Origin of the sequence: Streptomyces sp. NPDC057002, from assembly GCF_042673825.1 — a bacterium.
Lineage (GTDB): Bacteria > Actinomycetota > Actinomycetes > Streptomycetales > Streptomycetaceae > Streptomyces.
This window is the reverse complement of sequence record NZ_JBHURZ010000001.1, coordinates 1,778,691-1,803,597: the sequence shown is the minus strand read 5'-3', so window position 1 is coordinate 1,803,597 and position 24,907 is coordinate 1,778,691. Positions and strand designations below refer to the sequence as shown.

General features: G+C 72.5%; 12 protein-coding genes. 8 read left to right on the top strand and 4 right to left on the bottom strand.

Translation table 11 applies throughout. The annotated features are described in order from the left end of the window. Positions 1-25 precede the first annotated feature (25 nt). The 5 genes from ACFT32_RS07990 to ACFT32_RS07970 all read left to right on the top strand — a co-directional run bounded on the left by ACFT32_RS07990 (position 26) and on the right by ACFT32_RS07970 (position 5,651). Positions 26-1,261, top strand: coding sequence for a sensor histidine kinase (locus ACFT32_RS07990; protein ID WP_382486946.1), 1,236 nt, complete (start codon positions 26-28; stop codon positions 1,259-1,261). After that, positions 1,258-1,905, top strand: coding sequence for a response regulator (locus ACFT32_RS07985; protein WP_382486945.1), 648 nt, complete (start codon positions 1,258-1,260; stop codon positions 1,903-1,905). The genes ACFT32_RS07990 and ACFT32_RS07985 overlap by 4 nt, the downstream gene beginning before the upstream one ends. A gap of 205 nt (positions 1,906-2,110) precedes the next feature. Continuing rightward, positions 2,111-3,184, top strand: coding sequence for a 4-hydroxyphenylpyruvate dioxygenase (gene hppD / locus ACFT32_RS07980; RefSeq protein WP_382486943.1), 1,074 nt, complete (start codon positions 2,111-2,113; stop codon positions 3,182-3,184). Beyond that, positions 3,181-4,320 carry an alpha-hydroxy acid oxidase gene (locus ACFT32_RS07975; protein WP_382486941.1) on the top strand — a complete coding sequence of 380 codons (1,140 nt, stop codon included), beginning with the start codon at positions 3,181-3,183 and terminating at the stop codon, positions 4,318-4,320. Before hppD ends, ACFT32_RS07975 begins: the two co-directional genes overlap by 4 nt. Then, a complete protein-coding gene (locus tag ACFT32_RS07970) occupies positions 4,317-5,651 on the top strand; it encodes a PLP-dependent aminotransferase family protein (RefSeq protein WP_382486939.1) in 1,335 nt (444 codons plus the stop codon). The genes ACFT32_RS07975 and ACFT32_RS07970 overlap by 4 nt, the downstream gene beginning before the upstream one ends. Positions 5,652-5,720: 69 nt before the next feature. On the opposite strand, the gene ACFT32_RS07965 is transcribed toward ACFT32_RS07970, so the two are convergent. The 4 genes from ACFT32_RS07965 to ACFT32_RS07950 all read right to left on the bottom strand — a co-directional run bounded on the left by ACFT32_RS07965 (position 5,721) and on the right by ACFT32_RS07950 (position 12,219). Then, entirely contained in the window at positions 5,721-7,610 is a 1,890-nt protein-coding gene (locus tag ACFT32_RS07965; RefSeq protein WP_382486937.1) for a BTAD domain-containing putative transcriptional regulator, read from the bottom strand. Between the two features lie 672 nt (positions 7,611-8,282). After that, entirely contained in the window at positions 8,283-10,715 is a 2,433-nt protein-coding gene (locus ACFT32_RS07960; RefSeq protein ID WP_382486935.1) for a cation-translocating P-type ATPase, read from the bottom strand. A gap of 178 nt (positions 10,716-10,893) precedes the next feature. Beyond that, complete coding sequence (locus ACFT32_RS07955; RefSeq protein ID WP_382486932.1) at positions 10,894-11,913, bottom strand: MupA/Atu3671 family FMN-dependent luciferase-like monooxygenase; 1,020 nt, start codon at positions 11,911-11,913, stop codon at positions 10,894-10,896. Positions 11,914-11,931: 18 nt separating this feature from the next. After that, a complete protein-coding gene (locus tag ACFT32_RS07950; protein ID WP_382486931.1) occupies positions 11,932-12,219 on the bottom strand; it encodes an acyl carrier protein in 288 nt (95 codons plus the stop codon). A gap of 308 nt (positions 12,220-12,527) precedes the next feature. On the opposite strand from ACFT32_RS07950, the gene trpC reads away from it, so the two are divergent. From trpC to ACFT32_RS07935, 3 genes are all read left to right on the top strand, one after another. After that, positions 12,528-13,304 (top strand): indole-3-glycerol phosphate synthase TrpC, encoded by a 777-nt coding sequence (trpC, locus tag ACFT32_RS07945; RefSeq protein WP_382486929.1) that lies wholly within the window; start codon positions 12,528-12,530, stop codon positions 13,302-13,304. A gap of 386 nt (positions 13,305-13,690) precedes the next feature. Next, a complete protein-coding gene (locus ACFT32_RS07940) occupies positions 13,691-21,673 on the top strand; it encodes an amino acid adenylation domain-containing protein (RefSeq protein WP_382486927.1) in 7,983 nt (2,660 codons plus the stop codon). Then, complete coding sequence (locus tag ACFT32_RS07935; RefSeq protein WP_382486925.1) at positions 21,670-24,861, top strand: amino acid adenylation domain-containing protein; 3,192 nt, start codon at positions 21,670-21,672, stop codon at positions 24,859-24,861. Before ACFT32_RS07940 ends, ACFT32_RS07935 begins: the two co-directional genes overlap by 4 nt. The last annotated feature ends 46 nt before the right edge of the window (positions 24,862-24,907 follow it).

The window sequence follows — 24,907 nt, the reverse complement described above, 5'->3', positions numbered from 1 at the left end:
CTCGACGAGCAACTACGCTCGGTGCGTGACCCGACGTACCCATACGACCACCGGATCGGGGCGGGTGACGGACCTGCGGCGATGGCTCGGCCGCAGGGGACCGTTACTCCTGGCCGTCCTCCTCGCCGCCGGCGCGTTCGTCCCGATCGACGGCACCTTCGTGTCCCGTGTGCAGACCGAGCTCGGACTGACCCCCATGGGCGGCCTCGCCCTCGCGCTGGCCGTCGCCGTGGCCGTCGCGTCGGCCGCCTCGGCGCTGGTCCTGCCCCGGCTGCGCTGGCCCATTGCGGTGACCGGCTGCGCGGCGTGGGTGTTCACCTCGACCTGGGCCGCGCTGTGCGTCGCCTCCTACGTCGTGGCGTTCTCCGTGCGCCGCCCGCTGCGGCAGCTCATGTATGCGGCGGCGGCGAGCGTTCTGACGGTGCTGCCGACGTCCACGGGACTGGCCATCGGGGCGGCCGGGGTCGTGTGGCAGGACATGCTGTCGTCGCTCGGCGGTGTCGCCCTGTTCGTGTGGCTGCCGTTCGCCCTGGGCCTGTGGAACAAGGCCCGCCGGGACGTCGTCGAGGGCCTGCACGAGCGGGCCGAGCAGCTGGAACGCGAGCAGACGGCCCGCGCCGAGCAGGCCCGTTCGCAGGAACGCGCCCGCATCGCCCGGGACATGCACGACGTGGTCGCCCACCGGGTGTCCCTGATGGTGCTGCACGCCGGTGCCCTGGAGATCAACGCCAAGGACGAGTCGACGGCCGTCGCCGCGGAGCTGATCCGCACCATCGGACGCGAGGCCCTGGGCCAGCTGAGGGATGTCATCGGCGTGCTCAAGGCCGACGGGGAGGGCGTGGCACTGGGCCCCCAGCCGACGCTCGTCGACCTGGAGCGGCTCCTCAACCAGTCGCGTGCGGCGGGCATGACCGTCAGCCGCCGCGACGAGGGCACCCCCCAGCGGCTGCCCACGCTGCTGGAACACGCCGCCTACCGGGTCGTGCAGGAGGCCCTGACCAATGTGCACAAGCACGCCGGGGCCGCCCGCACGGAGGTCCTCGTCCGCTACGACGACGGCGGTCTGGTGATCGCCGTCCACAACGACGCCCCCAGCCGTCCCGTCGAGGCACTGCCCGGCAGCGGCATGGGCCTGGTCGGATTGCGGGAGCGGGTCGAGCTGCTCGACGGGGAGTTCATCACGGGCCCCCGCGCGGGCGGCGGATTCTCCGTCCGCGCCCGCCTGCCCCTTTCCGCGCAAGCTACGGAGGAAGACGAGTGATCCGGGTCCTGGTCGTCGACGACGAAGCACTGGTACGGGCGGGGCTGCGCATGATCCTCGAACCGGCCGACGACATCGAGGTGGTGGCCGAGGCCTGTGACGGCAGCGAGGCGGTGACCGCCGTCGCCCGGCACCGCCCGGACGTCGTCCTCATGGACGTCCGCATGCCCGGCATGGACGGCCTCACCGCGCTGAAGGAGCTGCGCCGCGCGCCGAACCCGCCGCGCGTCATCATGCTGACCACCTTCGACCTCGACGACTACGTGCACACGGCGCTGCGCAGCGGCGCCGCCGGATTCCTTCTGAAGGACACCTCTCCGCGCGACCTGGCCGCCGCGGTCCGTACGGTCGCCGAGGGCAGCGCGATGCTGACGCCGCGCATCACCAAGCGGCTCATCGACACCTTCGCCGGGCTGGAGTCGGCCGACGTTGCCCTGGCCCGGGAACGCCTGTCGGTGCTGACGGAGCGGGAGGACGACGTGGTACGGGCTGTCGCCCGCGGACTGTCGAACGCCGAGATCGGCCGCGAACTCGCCATGAGCGAGGGCACTGTGAAAGCGCACGTCAGCCGCGCCCTCGCCAAGCTCGGCCTGTCCAACCGGGTGCAGGTGGCGCTGCTCGTGCGGGACGCCGGCCTGACCTGACCTGACCTGACCTGACGGGCGTGGGCGGGCCGCCCGCGTTCACACGGGCGGCGGAGAGCCCGATATCCAGTCGATAGCGAGGGCATACGGGGCGATCCGTAGAGTGCGGGCACGCGCAATTCCCTTTCCTGACCGAGGATTCGGGGACCGCCATTGCTGGAGGGTTCTCCCGCGTTTCCCCCTTTCTCTTCCTTGGAGAGCCGCCATGCCGCCACGTGCCATCGCGTACGCCGAGCTGTACGTCACGGACGACCGGGACGCCTCCGGCTTCCTCATCGACAGTCTCGGCTTCGTGCCCCTGGCCGTGGCGGGCCCCGCCACCGGTGACCACGACCGCAGGTCCACCGTGCTGCGCAGCGGAGAGGTCACCCTCGTGGTCACTCAGGCGCTGCGGCCGGGAACCGCCGTCGCCCGGCATGTCGAGGAGCACGGCGACTCCATCGCCGACCTCGCGTTCAGCTGTGACGACGTCCGGTCCTGCTTCGACCGGGCCGTCCGCGCCGGCGCCACCGCGCTGCAGCGGCCGACCCCTTCGCTCCGGCGCGGCCAGGACGGCTGGTTCGCCGCGGTCTCCGGGTTCGGGGACGTCCGGCACACCTTGATCGCCGCGACCGCCGACCGGGCGGGGCAGCTGCCGCCCGACCGGGACTGGGCGCTCCTGCCGGCCGCCTCGGTCCCCGCGGCACCCCGGCCGGTCCTCGATCACGTGGCGGTCTGCCTCGAAGCCGGCACCCTGCGCCGCACCGCCGAGTTCTACGAGACCGCGTTCGACATGCCCTTCTACTCCTCCGAGTACATCGAGGTGGGCGATCAGGCGATGGACTCCATCGTGGTGCGCGATGCCGAGGGCGGCATCACCCTCACCTTCATCGAGCCAGACGACACGCGGGTGCCGGGCCAGATCAACCGGTTCCTGCACGTGCACAACGGTCCGGGAGTCCAGCACCTGGCCTTCCTCGTGGACGACATCGTCGGCTCGGTCCGCGCGCTCGGCGACCGCGGTGTGGCCTTTCTGCGCACCCCCGGCGCCTACTACGATCTGCTCGCCGAGCGCGTCGCCGGCATGGCCGACGCCATCGCCGACCTGCGCGAGACCAACGTCCTGGCGGACCGCGACGAGTGGGGCTACCTGCTGCAGATCTTCACCCGCTCGCCCCACCCGCGCGACACCCTCTTCTACGAGTTCATCCAGCGCAACGGCGCACGCGGTTTCGGCAGTTCCAACATCAAGGCGCTGTACGAGGCCGTCGAGAGGGAGCGGGAAGTGGCCGGTCGATGACGTCCGCCACCCAGAGGGCCGGGGAGCCGCTCACGCTCGACGACTTCGCCGAGCACGCACGGCGCGAACTACCGCCCGACATATGGGACTTCATCGCGGGCGGCGCGGGCCGGGAGCGGACGCTGGCCGCCAACGAGGCCGTCTTCGCCGCCGTGCGGCTGCGCCCCAGGGCACTGCCCGGCATCGAGGAGCCGGACACCTCCGTCGAGGTCTTCGGCTCCGGCTGGGCGGCGCCGGTCGGGATCGCGCCACTGGCCTACCACTCACTGGCCCATCCGGACGGCGAGACGGGAACGGCCGCCGCCGCGGGCCGGCTCGGGCTCCCGTTCGTCGTCAGCACCTTCGCGGGGCGGACCCTCGAGGAGGTGGCAGACGCGGCGGGCGCCCCCCTGTGGCTCCAGCTGTACTGCTTCCGCGACGCCGGGACCACGCTCCGTCTCGCCCGTCGTGCGCGCGACAGCGGATACCAGGCTCTGGTGCTCACCGTCGACACCCCCTTCACCGGCCGTCGCCTGCGCGACCTGCGCAATGGCTTCGCGGTCCCCGCCCATGTGACCCCGGCCAATCTGACCGGGTCCGTCGCCGCAGGGAGCGCGACCCCCGGGGCGCACAGCAAACTGGCCTTCGATCGCTCCGTCGACTGGTCGGCCGTGGCGCGCCTGCGGGACCTGAGCGGACTTCCCGTCCTCGCCAAAGGAGTCCTGACCGCGCGGGACGCCGAGGCGGCGGTGGACGCGGGCGTCGCGGGCATCATCGTCTCCAACCACGGAGGCCGCCAACTCGACGGCGTCCAGGCCAGTCTGGAGGCGCTGCCCGAGGTGGTGTCCGCCGTGCGCGGCAGCTGCCCCGTCTTCCTCGACGGCGGCATCCGATCCGGCGCCGACGTCCTGGTCGCGCTGGCCCTCGGCGCCCGCGCCGTGTTCGTCGGCCGGCCCGCGCTGTATGCCCTGGCCACCGGCGGCAGCGAGGGCGTACACCGGATGCTCACCCTGCTGATCGCGGAGTTCGCGGACACCATGGTGCTCACCGGTCACGCGTCGCCCGGCACGATCGACGCGGACACCGTGATCCTCCCCGGACACGTCCGGCCGGCCATCGAGCACACGGCGCCGCACACGGACAGGAGTACCGGATGACGACGACGTCAGGGAGCACGGACCGGACAGGCATCATCCCGCGCACCGCTCTGCACGCCAGCCTGTCGGCGCCACTGCTCGACACGATGACCTTCCTCAACGAGATCACCCTCCGCCATCCGCAGGCGATCTCCTTCGCCCCGGGACGGCCGTACGAAGGCCACTTCGACGTCGCGCGCGTACCCGGACTCATCGAGACCTACCTCGACCACCTGCGCGAACAGGGCCACTCCGAGGAACGCGTGCGCAGTGCGCTCTACCAGTACGGCGAGACCGCGGGACAGATCAGGGGCATCGTCGCCCGCATGCTCGGCATCGACGAGGACATGACGGTGGACCCGGCGTCCGTGGTGGTGACGGTCGGCTGCCAGGAAGCCGTCCTGCTGACGCTCCGCGCGCTGTTCACGGGCCCCGACGATGTGCTCCTCGTCGACAGTCCCTCGTACGTCGGTGTCACCGGCGCGGCCAGTCTGCTCGGGATCCCCGTCGTCGCGGTGCCCGGCACCCCGCACGGGCCGAGTCCGGAAGGAATCGAACGCGCCGTACGGGAGATCCAGGCGAGCGGCAGGCGAGCCAGATGTCTGTACGTGGTGCCCGACTGCTCCAACCCCACAGGCGTCAGCATGCGCCGTGAGGCCCGTACGGCCCTGCTGGACCTCGCGGGCCGACTCGGACTGCTGCTCCTGGAGGACAACCCCTACGGTGTGTTCAGCACGGTTCGGCGGCCGACGCTCAAGTCCCTCGACACCCGTCGGCGCGTCATCTACCTCGGCTCCTTCGCGAAGACCGCCTTCCCGGGCGCGCGCGTCGGATTCGCGGTCGCCGACCAGCTGGTGGAGGGCGCGGACGGGCGGGCACGGGGGCTGCTCGCCGATGAACTGGCCAAGGTCAAGAGCATGGTCACCGTCAACACCTCCAGCCTGAGCCAGGCAGCGGTCGCCGGGCTGCTCCTGCAGAACGGCGGCGGGCTGCGGGCGGCGAACGAGGCCGCAGCACGCCACTACCAGTCCACCATGAAGTGTCTGCGGGAGTCACTCGCCGCCGAACTTCCCCCGGGGGCACCGGAGTCGGTGGGGGTGCGGTGGAACGACCCCGACGGCGGGTTCTTCCTGACGCTCGACGTCCCGTTCGCGGCGGACGGAGCCGCGCTGGATGTCTCGGCAAGGAAATACGGTGTCATCTGGACGCCGATGCGCCACTTCCACCTGGACGACGCCGGGGACCGGCAGATCCGGCTCTCCTGCAGCTACCTCACCACCGACCAGGCCACCGAAGGGGCGGCACGGCTGGCCCGCTTCATCAAGGACCAGGCGCGGACCCGCGGCGTGTGACCGCGACGCCACGGCCCGTACGACCACTCGGGGTCGTACGGGCCGGTGCGCGGTGCCGGTTCGTGCGGCTCAGCCGACGCAGTTGGCCAAGCCGGGGGCGGCACACAGGGAGTGGAACGCGTGCAGTCGCACCAGCTCCTGCCATCGGTAGCGCATCTCGCCGGAGAGGCCGCGGCCCACCACCTCCAGGAGCTGCGCGTCCACCAGGGTCTCGATGAGGTCCTCGGCGTCCAGTTGATCCGTGCCGAGCACCTTCGCCGCCTGAGCCGCTCCGAAGTCGGCGCCGTCGAGGCGGCTCAACTCCCGGTAGGCGCCTGCCGCGAGGGGATTCAACTCCCTGACGCTGCGGTCGAGCCGGGCGCGCAGCGAGTCCTCACCGATGCTGAGTTCCGCCAGCCGGTCGGTGGAGCGTTCCAGGCGGCGTACCAGGTCGGACACACGCCAGTGCTGCTTGGTGAGCAGCTTGGCCGCCGCGGCGCGCAGCGCCGGCGGTGTGTGGCCGCACAGCGCGCCGAGCTGCCGGGTGGCCCGGGGGGATTCCTCGGCCCTGGAGTCCCGCAGCACGCTGGTCAGCACCTCGCGTGACTCCTCGTCGGACAGAGGGCCGATGCGCAGCCGAAGGGCGCAGTACTTCTGCAGGAGTTCATCCAGGTCGGCCCGTCCGGTGATGATCACGCGGCACTCGCCCCTGCCGGGCAGCAGATGACGCAGCCCTTCATACGATGACGCCTGGTCGAGGACCACCAGGACGCGCTTGCCCTCCAGCATGGCTCGGTAGCGCTCGGCGGCCTCCGGGACGTCCATGGGCAGCGGCCCCTCGGCTCCCAGCCGGCGGAGGAACTGGTGGAGCACGTCCAGGGTCCGGTCCTGCCGGAGGTCCGCGAACAGCTGACCGTCCGGAAATCTGTGTGCCGATCGGTGCGCCCAGTTGACAGCCAGGCTCGTCTTTCCGATTCCGGGGCTTCCCGTGATGTAGGCGATGGGGGAGGGAAGCTGCGGAGAATCGCTGAGCAGCGCGTCGTCCATAAGCCACTGCTCGCGACTACGACCGATGAAGTATGCGTCGCTTTCCGGGAGTTGGCACGGCACTGGCTGAGGTCTGTCTCTTTGTGGCGCGGCGATGCCGGGAACCGCGAGCTGAGGGAATTCGTCCCGCAGGATCGAGTCGTGGAGTGACTGCAGTTCGGCGCTCAGTTCGAGGCCGATCTCTTCTATGGAGTGCCGCATTCCGTCGCGGAATGTCGTGAGAGCCTCCGCGCGCCGGCCCGAACGGTACTGGGCGAGCATCAGGTAGTAGCGCAGCCGGTCGCGCAGCGGGCAGGCGCCGACCAGTGCCTGGAGCTCGCCGAGCAGGGCCTGGTGCTCGCCGAGCTGGAGGCGCAGCGCCATCTGCTGCTCCACGGCCAGCATCCGCTGTTCGTCGAGTCGGGCCGCCTCGGTCTCGGCGAAGGGGGTGTACACGCCGCCGAGAGCCGGGCCGCGCCACAGCGCCAGCGCCTCCCGCAGGGCTGCCGCGGCCTCCGCCGGACGATCCTCCGCCGTCCACTCCGTTGCCCTGGCGACCAGTTGCTCGAAGCGCAGGGAGTCGAGCGAGTGGCCGGCGAGGCTGAGCATGTAGCCGGGGGTGGCCGTGGTGATCGTTTCCTCGTCCCAGCCCGCGCCGCGGAAGACCTTGCGCAGGGTGGCGATGCAGATGGCCACCTGGGTGCGGGCCGTTCTCGGCGGGCGGCCGTTCCAGACTTTTTCTATCAGTGAATCGCAGGACACGACCTGATTCGCGGAGAGCAGTAATGCGGAGAGAACCGCCCGCTGTCGAGGTCCGCCGACCGTGAGTCCTTGGCCATTCATCTGCACTTCGAGCGGCCCGAGTATTCGGAATTCCAGGCCGGGTTCGAAGGCTTCCTTCGTCTTAGGCTTTCCGGCTCCTTGGAATATGGGAACTATCGGGTGATCGTCCATGATTTCTTGAACCCCCGTCAAGTTTCAGTGATGTCTGTGCAATGAAGATTCTGGAATGTGCTGACCGTGCCGACTCGATGCACGGGGCGGACCTGCGCCGCAGCCGTGCTGTGCAGGGCGGCGTGCGGTGGGTGTCAGCGGTTCCAGTCCTCATGAGGCCTCTCGCCTGCGAGCCTCCTGAGCAAGAATGGAATGCTCGGCTCCGCATTGGTGTGCGTTAGCGGGCGTGGCGAGTACGGGCTGTTTGATGTATGAGATTTATCGATCGTAGCTGACTCCCCCCTGTCTCTGTTAAATGATACGGATCTTAGTTGAGCTCAACACTCAACTTTCGGCAGGCATCACCCCCTACTTTCGATACTTCGCCGCTTTCTATTCTTGAAACGCCCGGCCGGGGACCCATCTCGCTCTGCGGTGCGGTGCGGTGCCACCGGCCGTCGAAGCATGATCCTCCCTGGTGGAGACGGTGGCCGCCCCCGGACCGTGGGACCGGCGAGGCCGGCGATCCGCGGCGGTGAGGGGGCGACAGGGACGGATCGGACACGTGGGTGGATTGGCTGGATCGCAGCGTTTGCGCCCGGGAAGCGAACAGACGAAAGGGACGCCCGGCACGGGCCGGGCGTCCCTTCCTGTCGCGAGGGCGGTCCGGGGGAAATCACCGCCTCCGCTGGTTCAGTCGTCGGCCGACCGCCGACGCATCCGGGCCCACACGAACTCCAGGACCAGTCCGGCGACCGCGGCACAGGCGACCGCCGTCCACGGCGCCGCGACACCGACGAGCTTCAGCTGGAAGAACTCCTGGAGATACGGCACCACCAGCACGACGGCGAACGACACCGCCATCGTCAGCACCAGCAGGATCCGCCACCAGGTGTAGGGGCGGGCGATGATGGCCAGCGCCCACAGCGCCGTGAGGAACAGCGCGAGCGTCGCCGCCGAGGTCTCGGCGTCCAGGTTGTCGTCGTACACGGACCGGGCGAACAGATAGGCGACCGACGTGGCCGTCGCCGCGAGGGCACCGGCGGGAACGGCGAACCGCAGGACGCGCCCCACGAAGTCGGACCTGGCGCGCTCCGAGTTGGGGGCCAGCGCGAGGAAGAACGCGGGGACGCCGATGGTGAGCGAGCCGACCAGCGTGATGTGGCGCGGCAGGAAGGGGTACGGCACCTGGGCGATCACGATGACGATGGCCATCAGCACCGAGTACACGGTCTTGGTGAGGAACAGATTGGCCACGCGCTCGATGTTGCCGATGACCCTGCGGCCCTCCGCGACCACCGAAGGCAGCGCGGCGAAGTTGTTGTTGAGCAGCACGATCTGCGCCACCGCCCGGGTGGCCGGGCTGCCCGAACCCATCCCCACGCCGATGTCGGCGTCCTTGAGCGCGAGCACGTCGTTGACACCGTCGCCGGTCATCGCCACGGTGTGGCCCCGGGACTGCAGGGCGCCCACCATGTCCCGCTTCTGCTGGGGCCCGACCCGCCCGAAGATGGCGTTCTGCTCGACGGCGTCGGCCAGTTCGTCCGGGTGCTCCGGGAGGAACCGGGCGTCCACCGGGTTGTCCGCGCCGGGCAGGGACAGGCTCGAGGCGACGGCTCCGACGGACACCGCGTTGTCGCCCGAGATCACCTTGGCCGAGACGCCCTGGTCGGCGAAGTACCGCAGAGTCGCGGGCGCCTCCTGCCGGATGCGCTGCTTGATGACGACGAGCGCGGCGGGCGTGACCGCGTCGGGCACCGTCGCCGCGTCGTCCAGGAGCTCCACCAACGGCCGTGAGCTGCGCGCCAGGAGCAGGACACGCAGGCCCCGTGCGCCGTAGGAGTCCGCGGCGGTGAGCACGGAGTGACCGGCAGGCAGCATCGTGTCGGGCGCGCCGAGCAGCCAGGCCGACTGAGCACCGGAGGGCTCTGAGAACGCGGCGCCGCTCCATCGCCGGGCCGAGGAGAACGGCGCGGTCGCGGTCCGCTGCCAGCCTTCGGGGGCGGGGTAGGCCTCGATGATCGCCTGCAGGCTGGAGTTGGGACGTTCGTCGGCCGCGCCGAGAGCACCGAGCACCTCCGCGGCGGGCACGGTCGGCAGCAGCGGAATGACCTCGTCGACGTCCATGGACGCCTCGGTGAGCGTTCCCGTCTTGTCCAGGCACACGGTGTCCACCCGGGCCAGGCCCTCGATGGCGGGAAGCTCCTGGACCAGGCACTGCTTCTTGCCGAGCCGGACCACGCCGACCGCGAAGGCCAGCGAGGTCAGCAGGACGAGGCCCTCGGGGACCATGGGTACGAGACCGCCCACCATGCGGCGGATCGCCTCGGGCAGATCGTCGTCGTTCACCATGAACTGCGTGATGATCAGCGAGATGCCCGCCGGGACGATCGCGTAGGTGACGAACTTCAGGATCCGGTCGATGCCGTTGCGCAGCTCGGAGTTGACGAGGCTGAAGCGCCGGGCCTCCTCGGCGAGCTGGGACGCGTACGCCTCCCGTCCCACCCGGGTGGCGGTGAAGGCACCGGACCCGGCCACCACGAAGCTGCCGGACATCACCGCGTCGCCGGGTCGCTTGACGACCGGATCCGCCTCGCCCGTGAGCAGTGACTCGTCGACTTCCAGGTTCTCGGCCGTGGTGACCGTGCCGTCCACCACGATCTTGTCGCCCTGGCCCAGCTCGATGACGTCGTCCATGACGATCTCGGACGCCCTGAGCGTGACCCGCTGCCCGTCGCGCCGGACGCGCGGACGACTCTCGCCGACGATCGCGAGCTGGTCGAGGGTCCGCTTCGCGCGTACCTCCTGGATGATGCCGATCAGCGTGTTGGCGAGGATGACACCGCCGAACAGTCCGTCCTGCACCGGGCCGACGATCATGATGATGACGAACAGCACGCCGATGATCGCGTTGATGCGAGTGAACAGGTTGCTCCGGACGATCTCGCCGATGCTGCGGCTCGACCGGGTCGGCACGTCATTGACGCGGCCGGCGGCGACGCGCTCGGCGACCTGCGCCGAGGTCAGCCCGGTGTGCCCGTCGACGAGCGTCCCGGACGGCGGGGCATCGCCGGCGCCCCGGGCCACGGCGGCGGAGCCGCCGGACTCGTCCAACTGCTTCTTCATCCCTGACGTCCTCCGGACTCGGCTCCGCGCCCTGCACTGTGGTCGGTCTCTCTCCGCCCACCGACAGTAGGAGCCCGCTTCCCGTCGTCACCAGGCACGAAAGGCGTCTCTTCGCCCTTACTTTCGACGGGGGCGCGGCCAACGCCCCAGTGGCAACGGCGGGCCCGGCAGGTCTCGTTCAGCCGACGAAGGCGTGCCGCACCCGGCCCAGTCGGGGCAGGGCCCCCAGGGTGGCCGGGGCCGGCGCGCCGAAGTCGATGAGCGAGGCCACCTCGTCGACACCGGCCTCCCGCAGCCTTGCCACGAAGCGGACGCACTTCTCGACCGAGCCGAGCAGCGCCGAGGTACGGAAGTAGCGCTCGAAGGCGTGATCGAGGAGCCGGGGCCCGCTGTGGACACCCAGCTCCGGCCAGCGGTCCCGCCACAGATCCACGGACGACGCCAGGTACTCCAGGAACGGGGCGCGCACCACCTCACGTACCGCGTCGTCGGACTCACCGACGAAGGTGTGCACCATCAGCGTGACACGGCCGGTGGCCGGGTCGTGGCCGGCCCGCTCGCGCGCGGCACGGTACCCGCGGATCCGCGGCACCAGGTCCTCCACGCGCTGGAAGAGCAGAGCGGTCAGCACATTGAGTCCGAGCGTGCCGGCCTGCTCGAATCCCGCGGGATGCGACGAGCAGGTCAGCCACAGGTCCAAGTCCGGCTGAACGGGACGGGGATAGGTCGTGACGCGCGCCTGCCGTCCCTTGCCGTCGGTGCGCTCGACGGTCCGGCCCGCCCACAGGTCCCGCACCTCTGCCAGGCTGTCCAGCGTGTGGGCGCGGCGGTCCGCGTAGCGCTCCGGGGCCAGCACGAAGTCGTGCGCGTTCCAGCCGGTGGCCAGGGCCAGGTCGACCCGCCCGCGGGAGAGGTTGTCGACGAACGCCCAGTCCTCCACCACGGTCAGTGGGTCGTGGAGCGGGGCGACGACACTCCCCGCCCGCAGCCGGACCCGTTCGGTCTGTGCCGCGAGGGCGGCCGCAGCCAGCGCCGGGTTGGGGTAGGCGCCCCCGAAGGGGTGGAAGTGCCGCTCGGGCAGCCACACCGCGGTGAAACCGTTCCGATCGGCGAAACGCGCGCTGTCGAAGAGCAGGTCGTACTCCGCGGGAGCGTCGTCCGCCGTCCTGTTCGCAAAGTACAGAAGGCTGAAATCCATGACCGATTGCCCGCCTTCTCAGTTCGCGCTGCCCAGGGCGCCGGCCGGTTTGTCCGCCAGTTTCCGTGCGATGAGGAGGCCGAGTGCGTCGATGCTCGGGTGTTCCCACATTTCCTCAGCGGTGACAACGACGCCCCAGTGGTCCTCGACATCGGCGGCCAGACTCACGGAACCGACGGAGTTCAGCCCGTACTCCGAGAACGGCCGTCTGGGGTCGATTTCCTGTGCCGGGAGCCGGACATGACCTGAGAAACAGGTGATGAGCCAGGTCCGGACGGTCTCGGTCGAGCGCTGGGCGTGCGCCATGTCCACCGTGTCCCCTCGGTCGCTGATGCGTGGCGGATGGTGGAGACGCGGGCCGCAACTCGGGGCGAGCACATGTGATGGATCCACCGGAAAGTAACAGCGCGCGTGACGCAGCGTCAAGGCATTCCGAGGTCGCGCAATGAATATGCCGGCAATAGCGAAGCCATAAGGCGTCTGCATAAAGTGCGGAACGGTGGATTCACGGCCGCATGTGATTTCTCTGCCGCTCGGCGCCAGGGAAATGCCCCCGGCGACCTGACCAGCGGCGACCGCGCCCCCTGGCAGCGGATGGAACTGGAGGTGCCCGCTTGAGCGACATCCTGGCGACCCTCGTCGCAGACGCCGAACGGCAGACGGAACGGCGGCGCGCCGTCCGCCCCGAGACGGAACTGGTCATGCGCGCCGCGGCCGCGCCCCCGCCGCGGGACTTCGCCGCCGCCCTGCGGCAGCGGGGCCTCGGCGTCATCGCCGAGATGAAGCCCCGCAGCCCCTCCAAGGGACCGCTCACCGACGACTACCGCCCCGCCGAGCTGGCCCGCGCCTATCAGGGCGGCGGCGCCTGCGCCCTGTCGGTCCTCACCCACGAGGACGGCTTCGCGGGCAGCCCCGACCACCTCGTGGTCGCCCGGGACGCCTCCGACGTCCCCATCCTGCGCAAGGACTTCATCGTCGACGAGTACCAGATCGTGGAGGCCAGGGCGCTGGGCGCGGACGCCCTGCTGCTCGTCGTCGCCGCGCTGACCCCCGAGCGGCTGGCCGAACTCCTCGCGTACACCCGCGAGTACGGCATGGAGGCGCTGGTCGAAGTGCACGACGAGGACGAGGTGGACACCGCTCTGGCGGCGGGTGCCGTCGTCATCGGCGTCAACCACCGGGACCTCCGGGACTTCTCGATCGACCGGACTCTCTCCGCCCGGCTGCGCGACCGGGTGGGCAGCCGGCGGGTCATGGTCGGTGAGAGCGGTGTCCGCGGCCCGCAGGACGCGCGCGAGCTGGAACGGGCAGGGGTGGACGCGGTCCTCGTCGGAGAACTGCTCATGCGGGCCGCTGATCCCGGCGCCACGATCAAGGAACTGATCGGATGACGGCGAGCGACACACACCACCAGCCGGACCGGGGCGCAGCCGACGGGCGACACCCCGCCCGCTGGTGCTGAGCAGCGGGCTCGGCGACGCCAAGGGGCGCCGAACCGCTGCCGCTGCGGGCGGGCACGACTGACCGGCTCCGCCCCTCGCCCCGGCTTGCCGAGCCCTCGCACACCACTCCACGCAGGCTGGTCGGCTGTGGCCGGTCGCGCCGCCCGCGGCCGACACGAAACGGAAGTCGTGCGTGGGTTCGGGCTTCCCCCGTGCCGCGCCCGGGTCGGGCGCTGCGGCGGCGCACCGTCCGGCGTACGACGAGCGGCAAGATCCAGCGCCGAGCGATAACGCGCCGATAGGGCGCGCATGCCGGGCCCTTCGAGACTGGCGGAGTGTCAGATCCGAACCCGAACCGGACCGCGAGCGCCGCACACCAGGGCATCTGGCTGGCCCACCAACTGGACCCCGACCGCACGCTGTACAACTGCGGTGTCCGCCTGGCCCTCGAAGGCCGGCTGGACATCTCGTCGCTGCGTGCAGCCGTGCGGCGCGCGCTCACGGAGGCGGAGAGCATGCGGGCGCGGTTCGTCGCGTACGAGGACGAACTGCGCCTGCGCGTCGCCGACGTTCCCGAGGAGCCGCTGCCCGTCGTCGACCTGCGCGCGGAGCCCGCCGGCGCGGAAGCCGCCGCCCGTGCCTGGACCGACGCCGACCTGGCCACCCCCATGGATCCCGCGCGCGACCCGCTGGCCGCGCACACCCTGCTCAGGCTGGCCGACGACCGGGCCTGGCTGCACCTGCGCTACCACCACATCGTCCTCGACGGCTACGGCCAGAACCTCTACCTGCGCCGCCTCGCGGACCTCTACAGTGCCCTGGCGGCGGGCCGAGACCCTGGAGCCGGGCCCTTCGCCCCGCTGGATCACCTCCTCGCCGAGGACGAGGGATACCGTCTCTCCGCGCGCCACGCTCGCGACCGTGCCCACTGGCTGCGCGAGTTCGGCGGGGCACCGCCGCCCGTCACTCTCGCCGGACGCACCGCCGTGCCCTCGGCGGCTGTGCTGCGCAGCGCCGTACGACTGTCCGGGGAGCGGGTGAGCGGACTCCTCGACGCGGTGCCGGGCGCCGCGGGCCGCTGGTCGTTGCTCGTGGTCGCCGCGACCGCCGCGTATCTGCACCGGCTCGACGGTGCGCGCGAGGTGGTCGTCGGGCTGCCGTTGGCGGCACGCGTGGGGCGGGCGGCCGCGGCCACCCCGTCGATGGCCGTGAACGTGCTGCCGCTGCGTCTCACCCTCGACGCCACGACGACGTTCTCCCAGCTCGTCACCCAGACCCGCGGACGCGTCAGCGACGCGATCGGGCACCAGCGCTACAGGGGCGAGGAACTCCGCGCGGAACTGGGCCTGCTGGGCGTCTCGCACGACCTGTACGCGGTGTCCGTCAACACCGTCGCCTTCGAGGAGACTCCGGCCTTCGCCGGCCTGCGCGTCACTCGCCACCAGGTCATGACGGGACCGGTCAAGGACCTGTCGGTCGTCGCCGTCGGCACACAGGACGGCAGCGGCGGCATCCTGATCGAATTCGAAGCCAACCCCGCCGTGTACGAAGCGACGGAACTCGCCCGTCATCGCGACCGCTTCACCGCGTACCTGGACGCGCTCGCACGTACCCCCGACGAGCCCGTGGCCCACGTCGACGTGGTCGTCGGGGAGGAGCGCCGACTGCTCCACGCATGGCGGGATCCCGGCCCCGACGCACCTCGGCCGACGGAGAGCCTCGCGCGGCTCTTCGAGCGCCGGGCGGCGCTCCACGCCGAGGACACGGCGCTCGTCGACGCGGAACGGACCCTCACCTACGGCGAGGTGAACGCGCGGGCGAACCGGCTCGCCCGGCTCCTCGTCGCGCGGGGCCTGCGGCCCGGCGATCTCGTGGGGGTGCTCATGGAGCGCTCGGCGCAGCTCGTGGTGGCGATCCTCGCGACGCTGAAGGCCGGTGCGGGCTATGTGCCGCTGCACCACGCCCACCCCGAGGAGCGGTCCCGGCAGATCCTCGACGACACGGCGGCTCGCCTGCTCCTCGTCGACGCCCCGGCGGCGGGGCGCGGGGCGGCCCTGGCGGGAAACCTGCCCGTGATCGAGGCGGGTCCGGATGACGAGAACGGCGAGAACGGCGAGACCGACGGGGCCGGGGGCGGGGCCTCGGCCGACCTCGGAATCGACGTGCCGGGGGACGCCCTGGCGTACGTGATGTTCACCTCCGGGTCGACCGGCCGGCCCAAGGGCGTGGCGGTCACCCACGCGGGCGTGGCCGCCTTCGCGCTCGACCGGTGCTGGAGCGACGCCGTCGCCGCGTGCGTGGTCTTCCACGCCAACCACGCCTTCGACGCCTCGACGTACGAACTCTGGGTGCCCCTGCTGCGCGGCGGACGCGTGGTCGTGGCGCCGGCGGGGCCACCCACCGCCGCGCACATCGGGCGGCTCATCGCTACCCACCGCGCCACCAACTTCCACGCGACCGCCGGTCTCTTCCGAGTGCTCGCCCAGGAGGCGCCCCACATCTTCGCCGGGCTGCGCGAGATCTCCACGGGCGGCGACATCGTCTCCGCCGAAGCGGTCCGCGCCCTGCAGCGGGCCTGCCCCGACCTGGTGATCCGCTCCACCTACGGGCCGACGGAGACCACCGCCTTCGCCACCCACATCCCGTTCACCGCCACCGACCCGGTGCCCGACGCCGTGCCGATCGGCCGCCCCATGGACCACACCCGCGCCCACGTCCTGGACGCGCGGCTGCGCCCTGTCCCCATCGGCGTCCCGGGCGAGCTGTACCTGGCGGGCGCGGGCCTGGCCCGCGGCTACTGGCGGCGTCCCGGACCGACCGCCGAACGGTTCGTGGCCGACCCCTTCGGCGCACCCGGCGAGCGCATGTACCGCACGGGAGACATCACCCGTTGGCGCGCGGACGGCACGCTCGAGTATCTGGAACGCGCCGACGACCAGGTCAAGGTGCGCGGCTTCCGCATCGAGCCCGGCGAGGTCGAGTCGGCACTCAGACGCCACCCCGAGGTCGGCCAAGCGGTCGTCCTGCTGCGGGAGTTCGGTGCGCCGGCGACGGCGGGAACCGGCCCGGCGCGGCAGCCGGACGGGGTGGACAAGCGGCTCGTCGCGTACGTGGTGCCCTCGGCCGATGCCGGATCCGGGCCGCGCCCCGGGGAGCTGCGCGCCGCGCTGGGCCGGCAGTTGCCGGACTACATGGTGCCCACGGCCGTCGTCGTCCTGGACGCCCTGCCGATCACGGCGAACGGCAAGCTCGACCGCGCCGCCCTGCCCGTGCCCCACTTCGGCACGCCGACGCCGGGGCGGGCGCCCCGCACCCCGCTGGAGGCGGTGCTGTGCGAGCTCTTCGCCGACGTCCTCGGCGTCGAGCGGGCAGGGATCGACGACAGCTTCTTCGACCTGGGCGGGCACTCGCTGACGGCCACGCGCCTCGCAGGCCGGGTGCGCACGCGGCTCGGACTGGAACTTGAGATGCGGGCCCTGTTCGACACGCCGACGGTCGCCGCGCTGTCCCAGGACCTGGCGGGGGCGAAACGGGTACGGCCGCCGCTGGCGCCCGCGCCCCCCGAGGCCCTGCGGGACCCGGTACCGCTGTCGTACGCCCAGCGCCGCCTGTGGTTCATCGCGCAGTTGGAGGGCCCGAACGCGACCTACAACATGCCGCTGGCCCTTCGGCTCTCGGGGACGCTCGACCGGCCCGCCCTCGCCGGGGCGCTGGCCGACGTGTCGGACCGGCACGCACCCCTGCGCACCGTCTTTCCCCAGGGACCCGACGGTCTGCCGCACCAGCGGGTCCTGGACCGCGGGGAGGCCGGGCCGCCGCTCAGCGTGGTCGAGTCCGACCCCGACGAGCTGTCGGGGCTGCTCGCCGCGCAGGCCGCACTCGGCTTCGACCTCACCCGCCAGGTGCCCCTGCGCGCCACGCTGTTCGCCGTCGCCCCCACCGAGCACGTCCTCCTCCTGGTCGTGCACCACATCGCGGGCGATGCCTGGTCTGTGCCGCCGCTGCTGCGGGACCTGTCCGCGGCGTACGCCGCCCGCCGTGCGGGGACCCGCGCCGACCTGCCACCGCTGCCCGTGAGCTACTCGGACTACACCGTCTGGCAGCGGGAACTGCTGGGCGCACCGGACGACCCGGTCAGCCTCGGCGGTTCTCAACTCGGCTACTGGCGCGCAGCGTTGGAGGGACTCCCGCAGGAACTGGCCCTGCCCTACGACCGCCCGCGCCCGCAGGCCGCCTCCCACCGGTGCGGCTCCGTGCCGCTGGTCCTCGACGCGCGGCTGCACGACCGGATCGGGCGGCTGGCACGTGACGCCGGGGCCAGCGTGTTCATGGTCGTGCAGGCTGCCGTCGCCGCGCTCCTGACCCGGCTCGGCGCGGGCGAGGACAACCCCCTCGGGGTGCCTGTGGCCGGGCGCACGGAAGACGCCCTCGACGAACTGGTGGGCTTCTTCGTCAACACGCTGGTGCTGCGCACCGACACCTCGGGCGACCCGACCTTCCGCGAACTCCTCGCCAGAGTGCGGGAGTGTGACCTGTCGGCGTTCGCGCACCAGGACCTGCCCTTCGACCGGCTGGTCGAGGCACTCAACCCGCCGCGGTCGCTGGCGCGGCACCCGCTGTTCCAGGTGATGCTCGCCTTCCGGAGCGTGGCCGACGCCGAGCTGGAACTGACCGGGCTGCGCGTGCGGCGCGAGCCGCTCGCGGCACCCGCCGTCAAGTTCGACCTCTCCTTCGAGCTCGCCGAACACTTCGCCCCGGACGGCGCGGCCGCCGGAATCACCGGCAGCGTCGAGTACGCCCGCGACCTGTTCGACGAGCGTACAGCGGCCGCCGTAGCGCGGCGCCTGGTGCGCCTCCTCGACGCGGTGACCACCGACGACGGCCTTCCGCTCAGCGGCATCGACATCCTCGAACCCGCCGAGCGCACCCGCCTGCTGGCCGACTGGAACGCCACCCGCGGCCCACTCCCCGAAGGCATGGTGCCGGACCTCTTCGCCGCTCACGCGGCCCGCACGCCGCGGGCCACCGCGCTCGTGTTCCGTGACACCGAGCTGTCGTACCGGGAACTTGACGCCCGCGTGGACCGTCTCGCGGGCCGCCTCGCCCGGCTCGGAGCGGGCCCCGAGCGTGTCGTGGGTATCGCGCTGCCGAGGTCCACCGAGCTGATCGTCGCGCTCCTGGCGGTCCTCAGGACCGGAGCCGCCTTCCTGCCGCTGGACCCGCACCTCCCCCCGGACCGCGTCGCGTTCATGGTCGGGGACGCGGCCCCGATGTGCGTCGTGACACGCGAGCCCTTCGTCGCGGGACTGACGGACACGGGGTGCGCGCTGCTCGTACCGGACGGCCCCGGCCCGGAAGAACCCGGGGGACCGGCCGGGCCCCGCGAGCCCGCACCGGCGCCCTGCCCGCCCGGAGGCCACCCCGCCTACGTGATCTACACGTCCGGTTCGACGGGCCGGCCGAAGGGCGTCGTGGTGACCCGGGAGGGCCTCGCCAACCGGCTGGCCTGGATGCAGCGGCGTTACCCCCTCGACCCCCGCGACCGGGTGCTGCAGAAGACCCCCGTCGGCTTCGACGTGTCCGTCTGGGAGTTCTTCTGGCCCCTCACGCAGGGCGCGACGCTGGTCGTCGCCGAACCGGAGGGCCACAAGGACCCGGACTACCTGGCCGACGTGATCCGCGAGCGCGGCGTGACCGTGGCCCACTTCGTGCCGTCGATGCTCCAGGCCTACCTGCGGGCGCCGCGCGCTGCCGAACCCTCCCCGCTGCGCCGGGTGTTCTGCAGCGGAGAGGCCCTGTCCCGGGAACTGGAGGCGGCCTTCTTCGCCACCGTCGACGCACCGCTGACCAACCTCTACGGGCCGACCGAGACCGCGGTGGACGTCACCGCCTGGGACTGCCGCCCCGCCGGCGCGACGGACTCCGGACCCGTGCCGATCGGCGAGGCCGTCACCAACACCCGTCTCCACGTCCTGGACAGCCGCCTCGGCCTCGTCCCACCGGGCGTGGTGGGGGAGTTGTACGTGGCGGGCGTGCAGCTGGCACGCGGCTATGTGGGGCGGCCCGGGCTCACGGCGGAGCGCTTCGTCGCGGATCCGTTCGCGGCGGCGTACGGGTTGTCCGGCGAGCGGATGTACCGGACCGGCGACCTGGCGCGCCGGCGGCCCGACGGGCAACTGGAGTACGTCGGCCGCGTCGACGACCAGGTGAAGGTGCGCGGCTTCCGCGTCGAGCCGGGCGAGGTCGAGGCCGCCCTGCTCCGCCATCCGACGGTGGCGCGGGCCGCGGTCGTGGTCCGCGCGGACGGTCCCGGGGAGCCCCGGCTCATCGGCTACGTGGTGCCCGCGGGCGCCGACCGGACCGGCGGCGACGCGCGTGGGTCGCGAAGCGCGTGCGACCCGGTGGATGTGCGGCGTTCCCTGCGCGATGTGCTGCCCGACTACATGGTGCCGGCGGCCGTCGTCGTCCTGGACGCCCTGCCGGTGACGGCGAACGGCAAGCTCGACCGCGCCGCGCTGCCGGCCCCCGGGTTCACCGTCGCACCCGGCGGCCGCGCTCCCCGCACGACCCGCGAACGGACGCTGTGCACGCTGTTCGGGGAGGTGCTCGCCGTGGACTCGGTCACCGTCGACGACGGCTTCTTCGACCTCGGTGGCGACAGCATCCTCTCGATCGACCTGGTCGGCCGGGCCCGCGCGGCCGGTATCGGACTCACGCCCGGTGACGTGTTCCGCTGCCCGACGGTCGCGGAACTCGCCGACGTGGCACGCGAGCCGGCAGCCGGCAGCACCCCCACCGGGCCCGGCCCGGAGCCGGGAACGGGCGACCTGCTGCCGACGCCCGTCATGCACTGGCTCCGCGAACGCGGTGGCACGGTCGACGGCTTCCACCAGTCGGTGCTGGTCTGGACACCGCCGGAACTCGACGAGACAGGCCTCACCACGGCACTGCGGGCCCTGCTCGACCACCATGACGCCCTGCGAATGCGCCTGGACGGCGACCACACGCGGTGGCTCCCGCACATCCGCGAGGCGGGCACTGTCGACACGGCCCGCTGTCTGCGCAGGGTCGACATGGCCGGAGCGGACGACGTGGAGCTGCGCGAGCGCGTCGCTGTGGAGGCCAAGGCCGCCGCGGGCCGCCTGAGGCCGCGCGAGGGGGTCGTGCTGCAGGCCGTGTGGTTCGACGCGGGTCGCGAGCGACACGGTCAACTGCTCCTAGCCGCACAGCACCTGGCGGTCGACGCGGTGTCATGGCGCATCCTGCTCGCCGACCTCGCCGTCGCCTGGGAGGCCGCCGCCGGGGGACACCGCCCGGCACTGGCGCCCGTGCCGACCTCCCTGCGGAGCTGGGCCGCCGGCCTCGTGGCGCAGGCGCGGACGCCGGAACGGCTGGCGGAGCTGCCCTTCTGGACCGCACTCCTGAAGGAGACCGAACCGCCGCTGGGCGAGCGCCCGTTGGACCCGCGAACCGACCTGAGCGAGACCGCTCGATCCCACACGGTGACACTCCCGGCGGCGGACACCGGACCGCTCCTGGACCGGGTGACCACCGCCTTCCGCACCGACGTGCCCACCGTGCTCCTCACCGGCCTGGCCGTCGCTCTCGCCGGGTGGCACCGGGAGGGGCGCCGGGCCCGGGGCGGGAGCGTGCTGATCGACGTGGAGGGGCACGGCCGCGAGGCGTCGCTCGTGCCGGGCGCCGATGTGTCCCGCACGGTGGGCTGGTTCACGACCCTGCACCCCGTACGCCTGGACGCGGTCCTCGACGACGACACCGACCGGGCCGGCATCCGGGCCGGGGACCCCGCACTGGGTGCCGCGCTCAAACGGGTCAAGGAACAGTTGCGGGCGGTGCCGGACAACGGCGTCGGCCACGGCCTGCTGCGCCATCTGAACAGCGACACGGCGCCGGTGCTCGCCGCGCTCGCCCGTCCGCAGATCCTCTTCAACCACCTCGGCAGACTTACCGTCGCCGGCCCCCTGGCGCCCACCCCCTGGCGCCCCGTCGCCACCCCGCCGGGACCGCCGCACGGCACACCGGGCCCGGCCCTGTCCCACGTACTGGAGATCACGACGCTCGTCGAGGAGCACGGGACGCAACCGCGCCTGCGCGCCACCCTCTCCTGGCCCGGCGGCCTGCTCGCCGAGTCGGAGGTGACCGCACTGGCCCGGCTGTGGCTGGAGGCTCTGCGGGGCCTCGCCCGCCATGCGGAGCGGCCGGGAGCGGGTGGCCGGTCCCCGTCCGACCTCGGCCTGGTCTCCCTCAGCCAAGAGCAGATCGAGCGGCTCGAACACACCTGGAGGACAGCGCGGTGAGCGCGGACATCGAAGACATCCTGCCGCTGACACCGCTGCAGGAAGGGCTGCTGTACCACGCCCAGCACGGCACGGCGGGCCCCGCGGGCACGGTGGACGGCTACGGCGTGCAGCTGACCCTGCGGCTGGCGGGCACCGTGGATCACGGCCTGCTGCGCGCCGCGTGCCGGGTCCTGCTGCACCGGCACGCGAACCTGCGCGCGGGTTTCCTGCACCAGGAACTCGACCGGCCCGTCCAGGTCGTCGCCGCCGACGTGGACACCCCGTGGCAGGAGCGGGACCTGCGGGACACGGGCCGGGGCACGGCCGCGCCGCGGGCACGGGAGGCGGAGGCGGACCGGCTGCTCGCCGAGGAACGCGACCGCGGCTTCGACCTGAGCCGTCCGCCGCTGCTGCGCTTCACCCTTGTGCAACTCGCCGACGAGGACCACCTGTTCACCCTCACGTACCACCACATCCTTCTCGACGGCTGGTCGGTCCCCGTCCTCGTACGGGAACTGCTCACCCTGTACGCGCACCGCGGCGACCCCGCGCATCTGCCGAAGGTCCGCCCCTACCGCGACTACCTCGTCTGGCTCGCCGAACGGGACCGGGACGCCGCACGGGCGGCCTGGGCCCCGGTACTCGCCGGACTCGACGGACCCACGCGCCTGTCGACGGCCGCCCGCCCCGGGCAGGACCGGCCGGTGGCTCGCGCCGACCGGCCCCCGCGGGCGCCCGCGCACCTCACCACGGACCTCTCCGAGCGGCTCACCCGCGAGCTGCGCGAACGCGCCGCCGCGCACGGAGTCACCCTGAGCACTTTGATCCAGGGCGCCTGGGGGGTCCTTCTGCACAAGCTGACCGGGCGTGACGACGTGGTGTTCGGCAGCGTCGTGGCGGTGCGGCCGCCGGAACTTCCCGGCGTCGCCGACATGGTGGGGCTGCTCATCAACACGGTGCCCGTGCGCGTGCGGACCGCACCCGGCGACAGCCTGGCCGCCGTCTGCGCGCGACTTCAGGCCCAGCAGGCACAGCTGATCGACCATCAGCACATCGGACTCGCCGAGCTCCAGCGTCTCGCGGGCACCGGCGAGCTGTTCGACACGGTGGTCGTCCACGAGAGCTACCCGGTCGACCTCACGCCCGCGGACCCGGACGTCCCCGGTCCGCGCGTCACGGGCACGCGGGACCGGGGAGGCACGCACTACCCGCTGGCCCTGATCACGCACCCCGGCGACCGGCTGAGACTGCGCCTGGAGCACCACACGGACCTCATCGACGCCGTCACCGCGAGCGGCCTCCTCGACCGCCTGATCCGGATCCTGCGGACGGCGGCGGCGGACCCGGGTCGCCTCGTGGCCCGAACGGACATCCTCACCGAGGAGGAACGCGGACGCGCCCTCACCGACTGGGGCCGGGGCGCGCCCCCGGTCCGCACCGGGGGGCAGCCCGTCCCCACGCTGCCCGGACTCTTCGCCGCCCATGCGGCCAGGACCCCCGACCGGGTGGCCGTCGAGGAGGGGAGCACCCGCCTCACCTACCGGGAACTGGACGCCCGCGCCGCAGCGCTGGCCCGCGAGCTCCTGGCGTGCGGCGCGGGCCCGGAACGCCGGGTGGCCGTCGCGATGGACCGCTCGGCGGACCTCGTGGTGGCGCTCCTCGCCGTGGTGCGGACGGGCGCCTGCTATGTGCCGCTCGACCCGCGCTGGCCCGAGAGAAGGCGCCGTCTCGTCCTGACCGACACCGGCGTGAGCGTCCTGCTCACCGACGCGCGGTCACCGCGCGCCCTCGGCCCCGCCACCGCACGCCGCGGTGCCACGGTCGCCCACCCGGACGCCCTCGCGTACGTGATGCACACCTCGGGCTCGACCGGAGTGCCCAAGGGCGTCGCCGTCACGCACCGGGACGTGATCGCCCTCGCGGCCGACACGAAGCTGAGCGGCGGCGCCCACCAGCGGGTCCTGCTGCACTCCTCCCACGCCTTCGACGCGTCCACCTACGAGATGTGGGTGCCGCTCCTCAACGGCGGCCGGATCGTCGTGGCACCGCCCGGCCCACTGACCGCCGCCCGCGTCGAGGAACTGGTCGCCGGGCACGGCCTGACGGGCATGTTCCTGACGACCGGACTGCTGCGGGTCCTCGCCGAGGAAGCGGCGGGCTGTTTCGCGGGGCTTCGGGAGGTGTGGACGGGCGGCGAGCGGGTGCCGCCCGAGCCGCTGCGTGCCGTCCTGGGCGCGTGCCCGGGCACCACCGTCGTCGCCGTGTACGGGCCGACCGAGACGACGACCTTCGCCACCTGCCGGACGTTCGCCCCCGGCGACCGGGTCCCGGACACGGTGCCGATCGGCCGCCCGCTGGACGGCACGCGCGTCTACGTCCTGGACGGCTCCCTCGGCCTCGTGCCGCCCGGCACGGTGGGGGAGGTGTACCTGGCGGGCGCGGGTGTCGCGCGCGGGTACGCCCAGCGCCCCGGCCCGACCGCCGAGCGCTTCGTGGCGGACCCGTTCGCGGCGACGTACGGCCTGTCCGGTGAGCGCATGTACCGCACCGGCGACCTGGCCCGCTGGATGCCCGACGGCCGGCTGGAGTTCGCGGGGCGCGCCGACGACCAGGTGAAGGTGCGCGGCTTCCGCGTCGAACCGGGCGAGGTCGAGGCGGCACTCGGCGAGCAGGAAGAAGTCGGGGACGCAGTGGTCGTGGCACGCGAGGACCGGCCCGGCGAACGGCGGCTCGTCGCGTACGTGGTGCCGGCCCGCGGCGTCGCACGCGCCGAGATCGACCCGGCGCGGGTGACCGCGGCGGCGGCCGAACGACTTCCGGGCCATCTGGTGCCCTCGGCGGTCGTCGTCCTCGACGCCCTGCCGCTGACGGCCAACGGCAAGCTCGACACTGCGGCCCTCCCGGCCCCGGGGCGGGCCACGGCGGCCGGCGGCCGCGCTCCGCGCTCGGAGCGTGAGCGCGCCCTGTGCGCCCTGTTCGCCGAGGTGCTCGCGCTGCCCGACGTCACCATCGACGACAGTTTCTTCGCGCTCGGCGGCGACAGCCTGACCAGCCTGCGCCTGGCCGGCCGGATCCGCTCCGCCCTGGGCGTGGACCTCGACCTTCCGCTCTTGTTCCGGCACCCGACGGTGGCATCCCTGGAGCCGCGGCTGAAACAGCCCGCCGCGGCCGCCACGAAGCGTCCCGCTCTGCGACGCATGCGCTGACCGCGCCGGACACAGCACATGGCGTCGCACCTCGCACCCGGCGCCG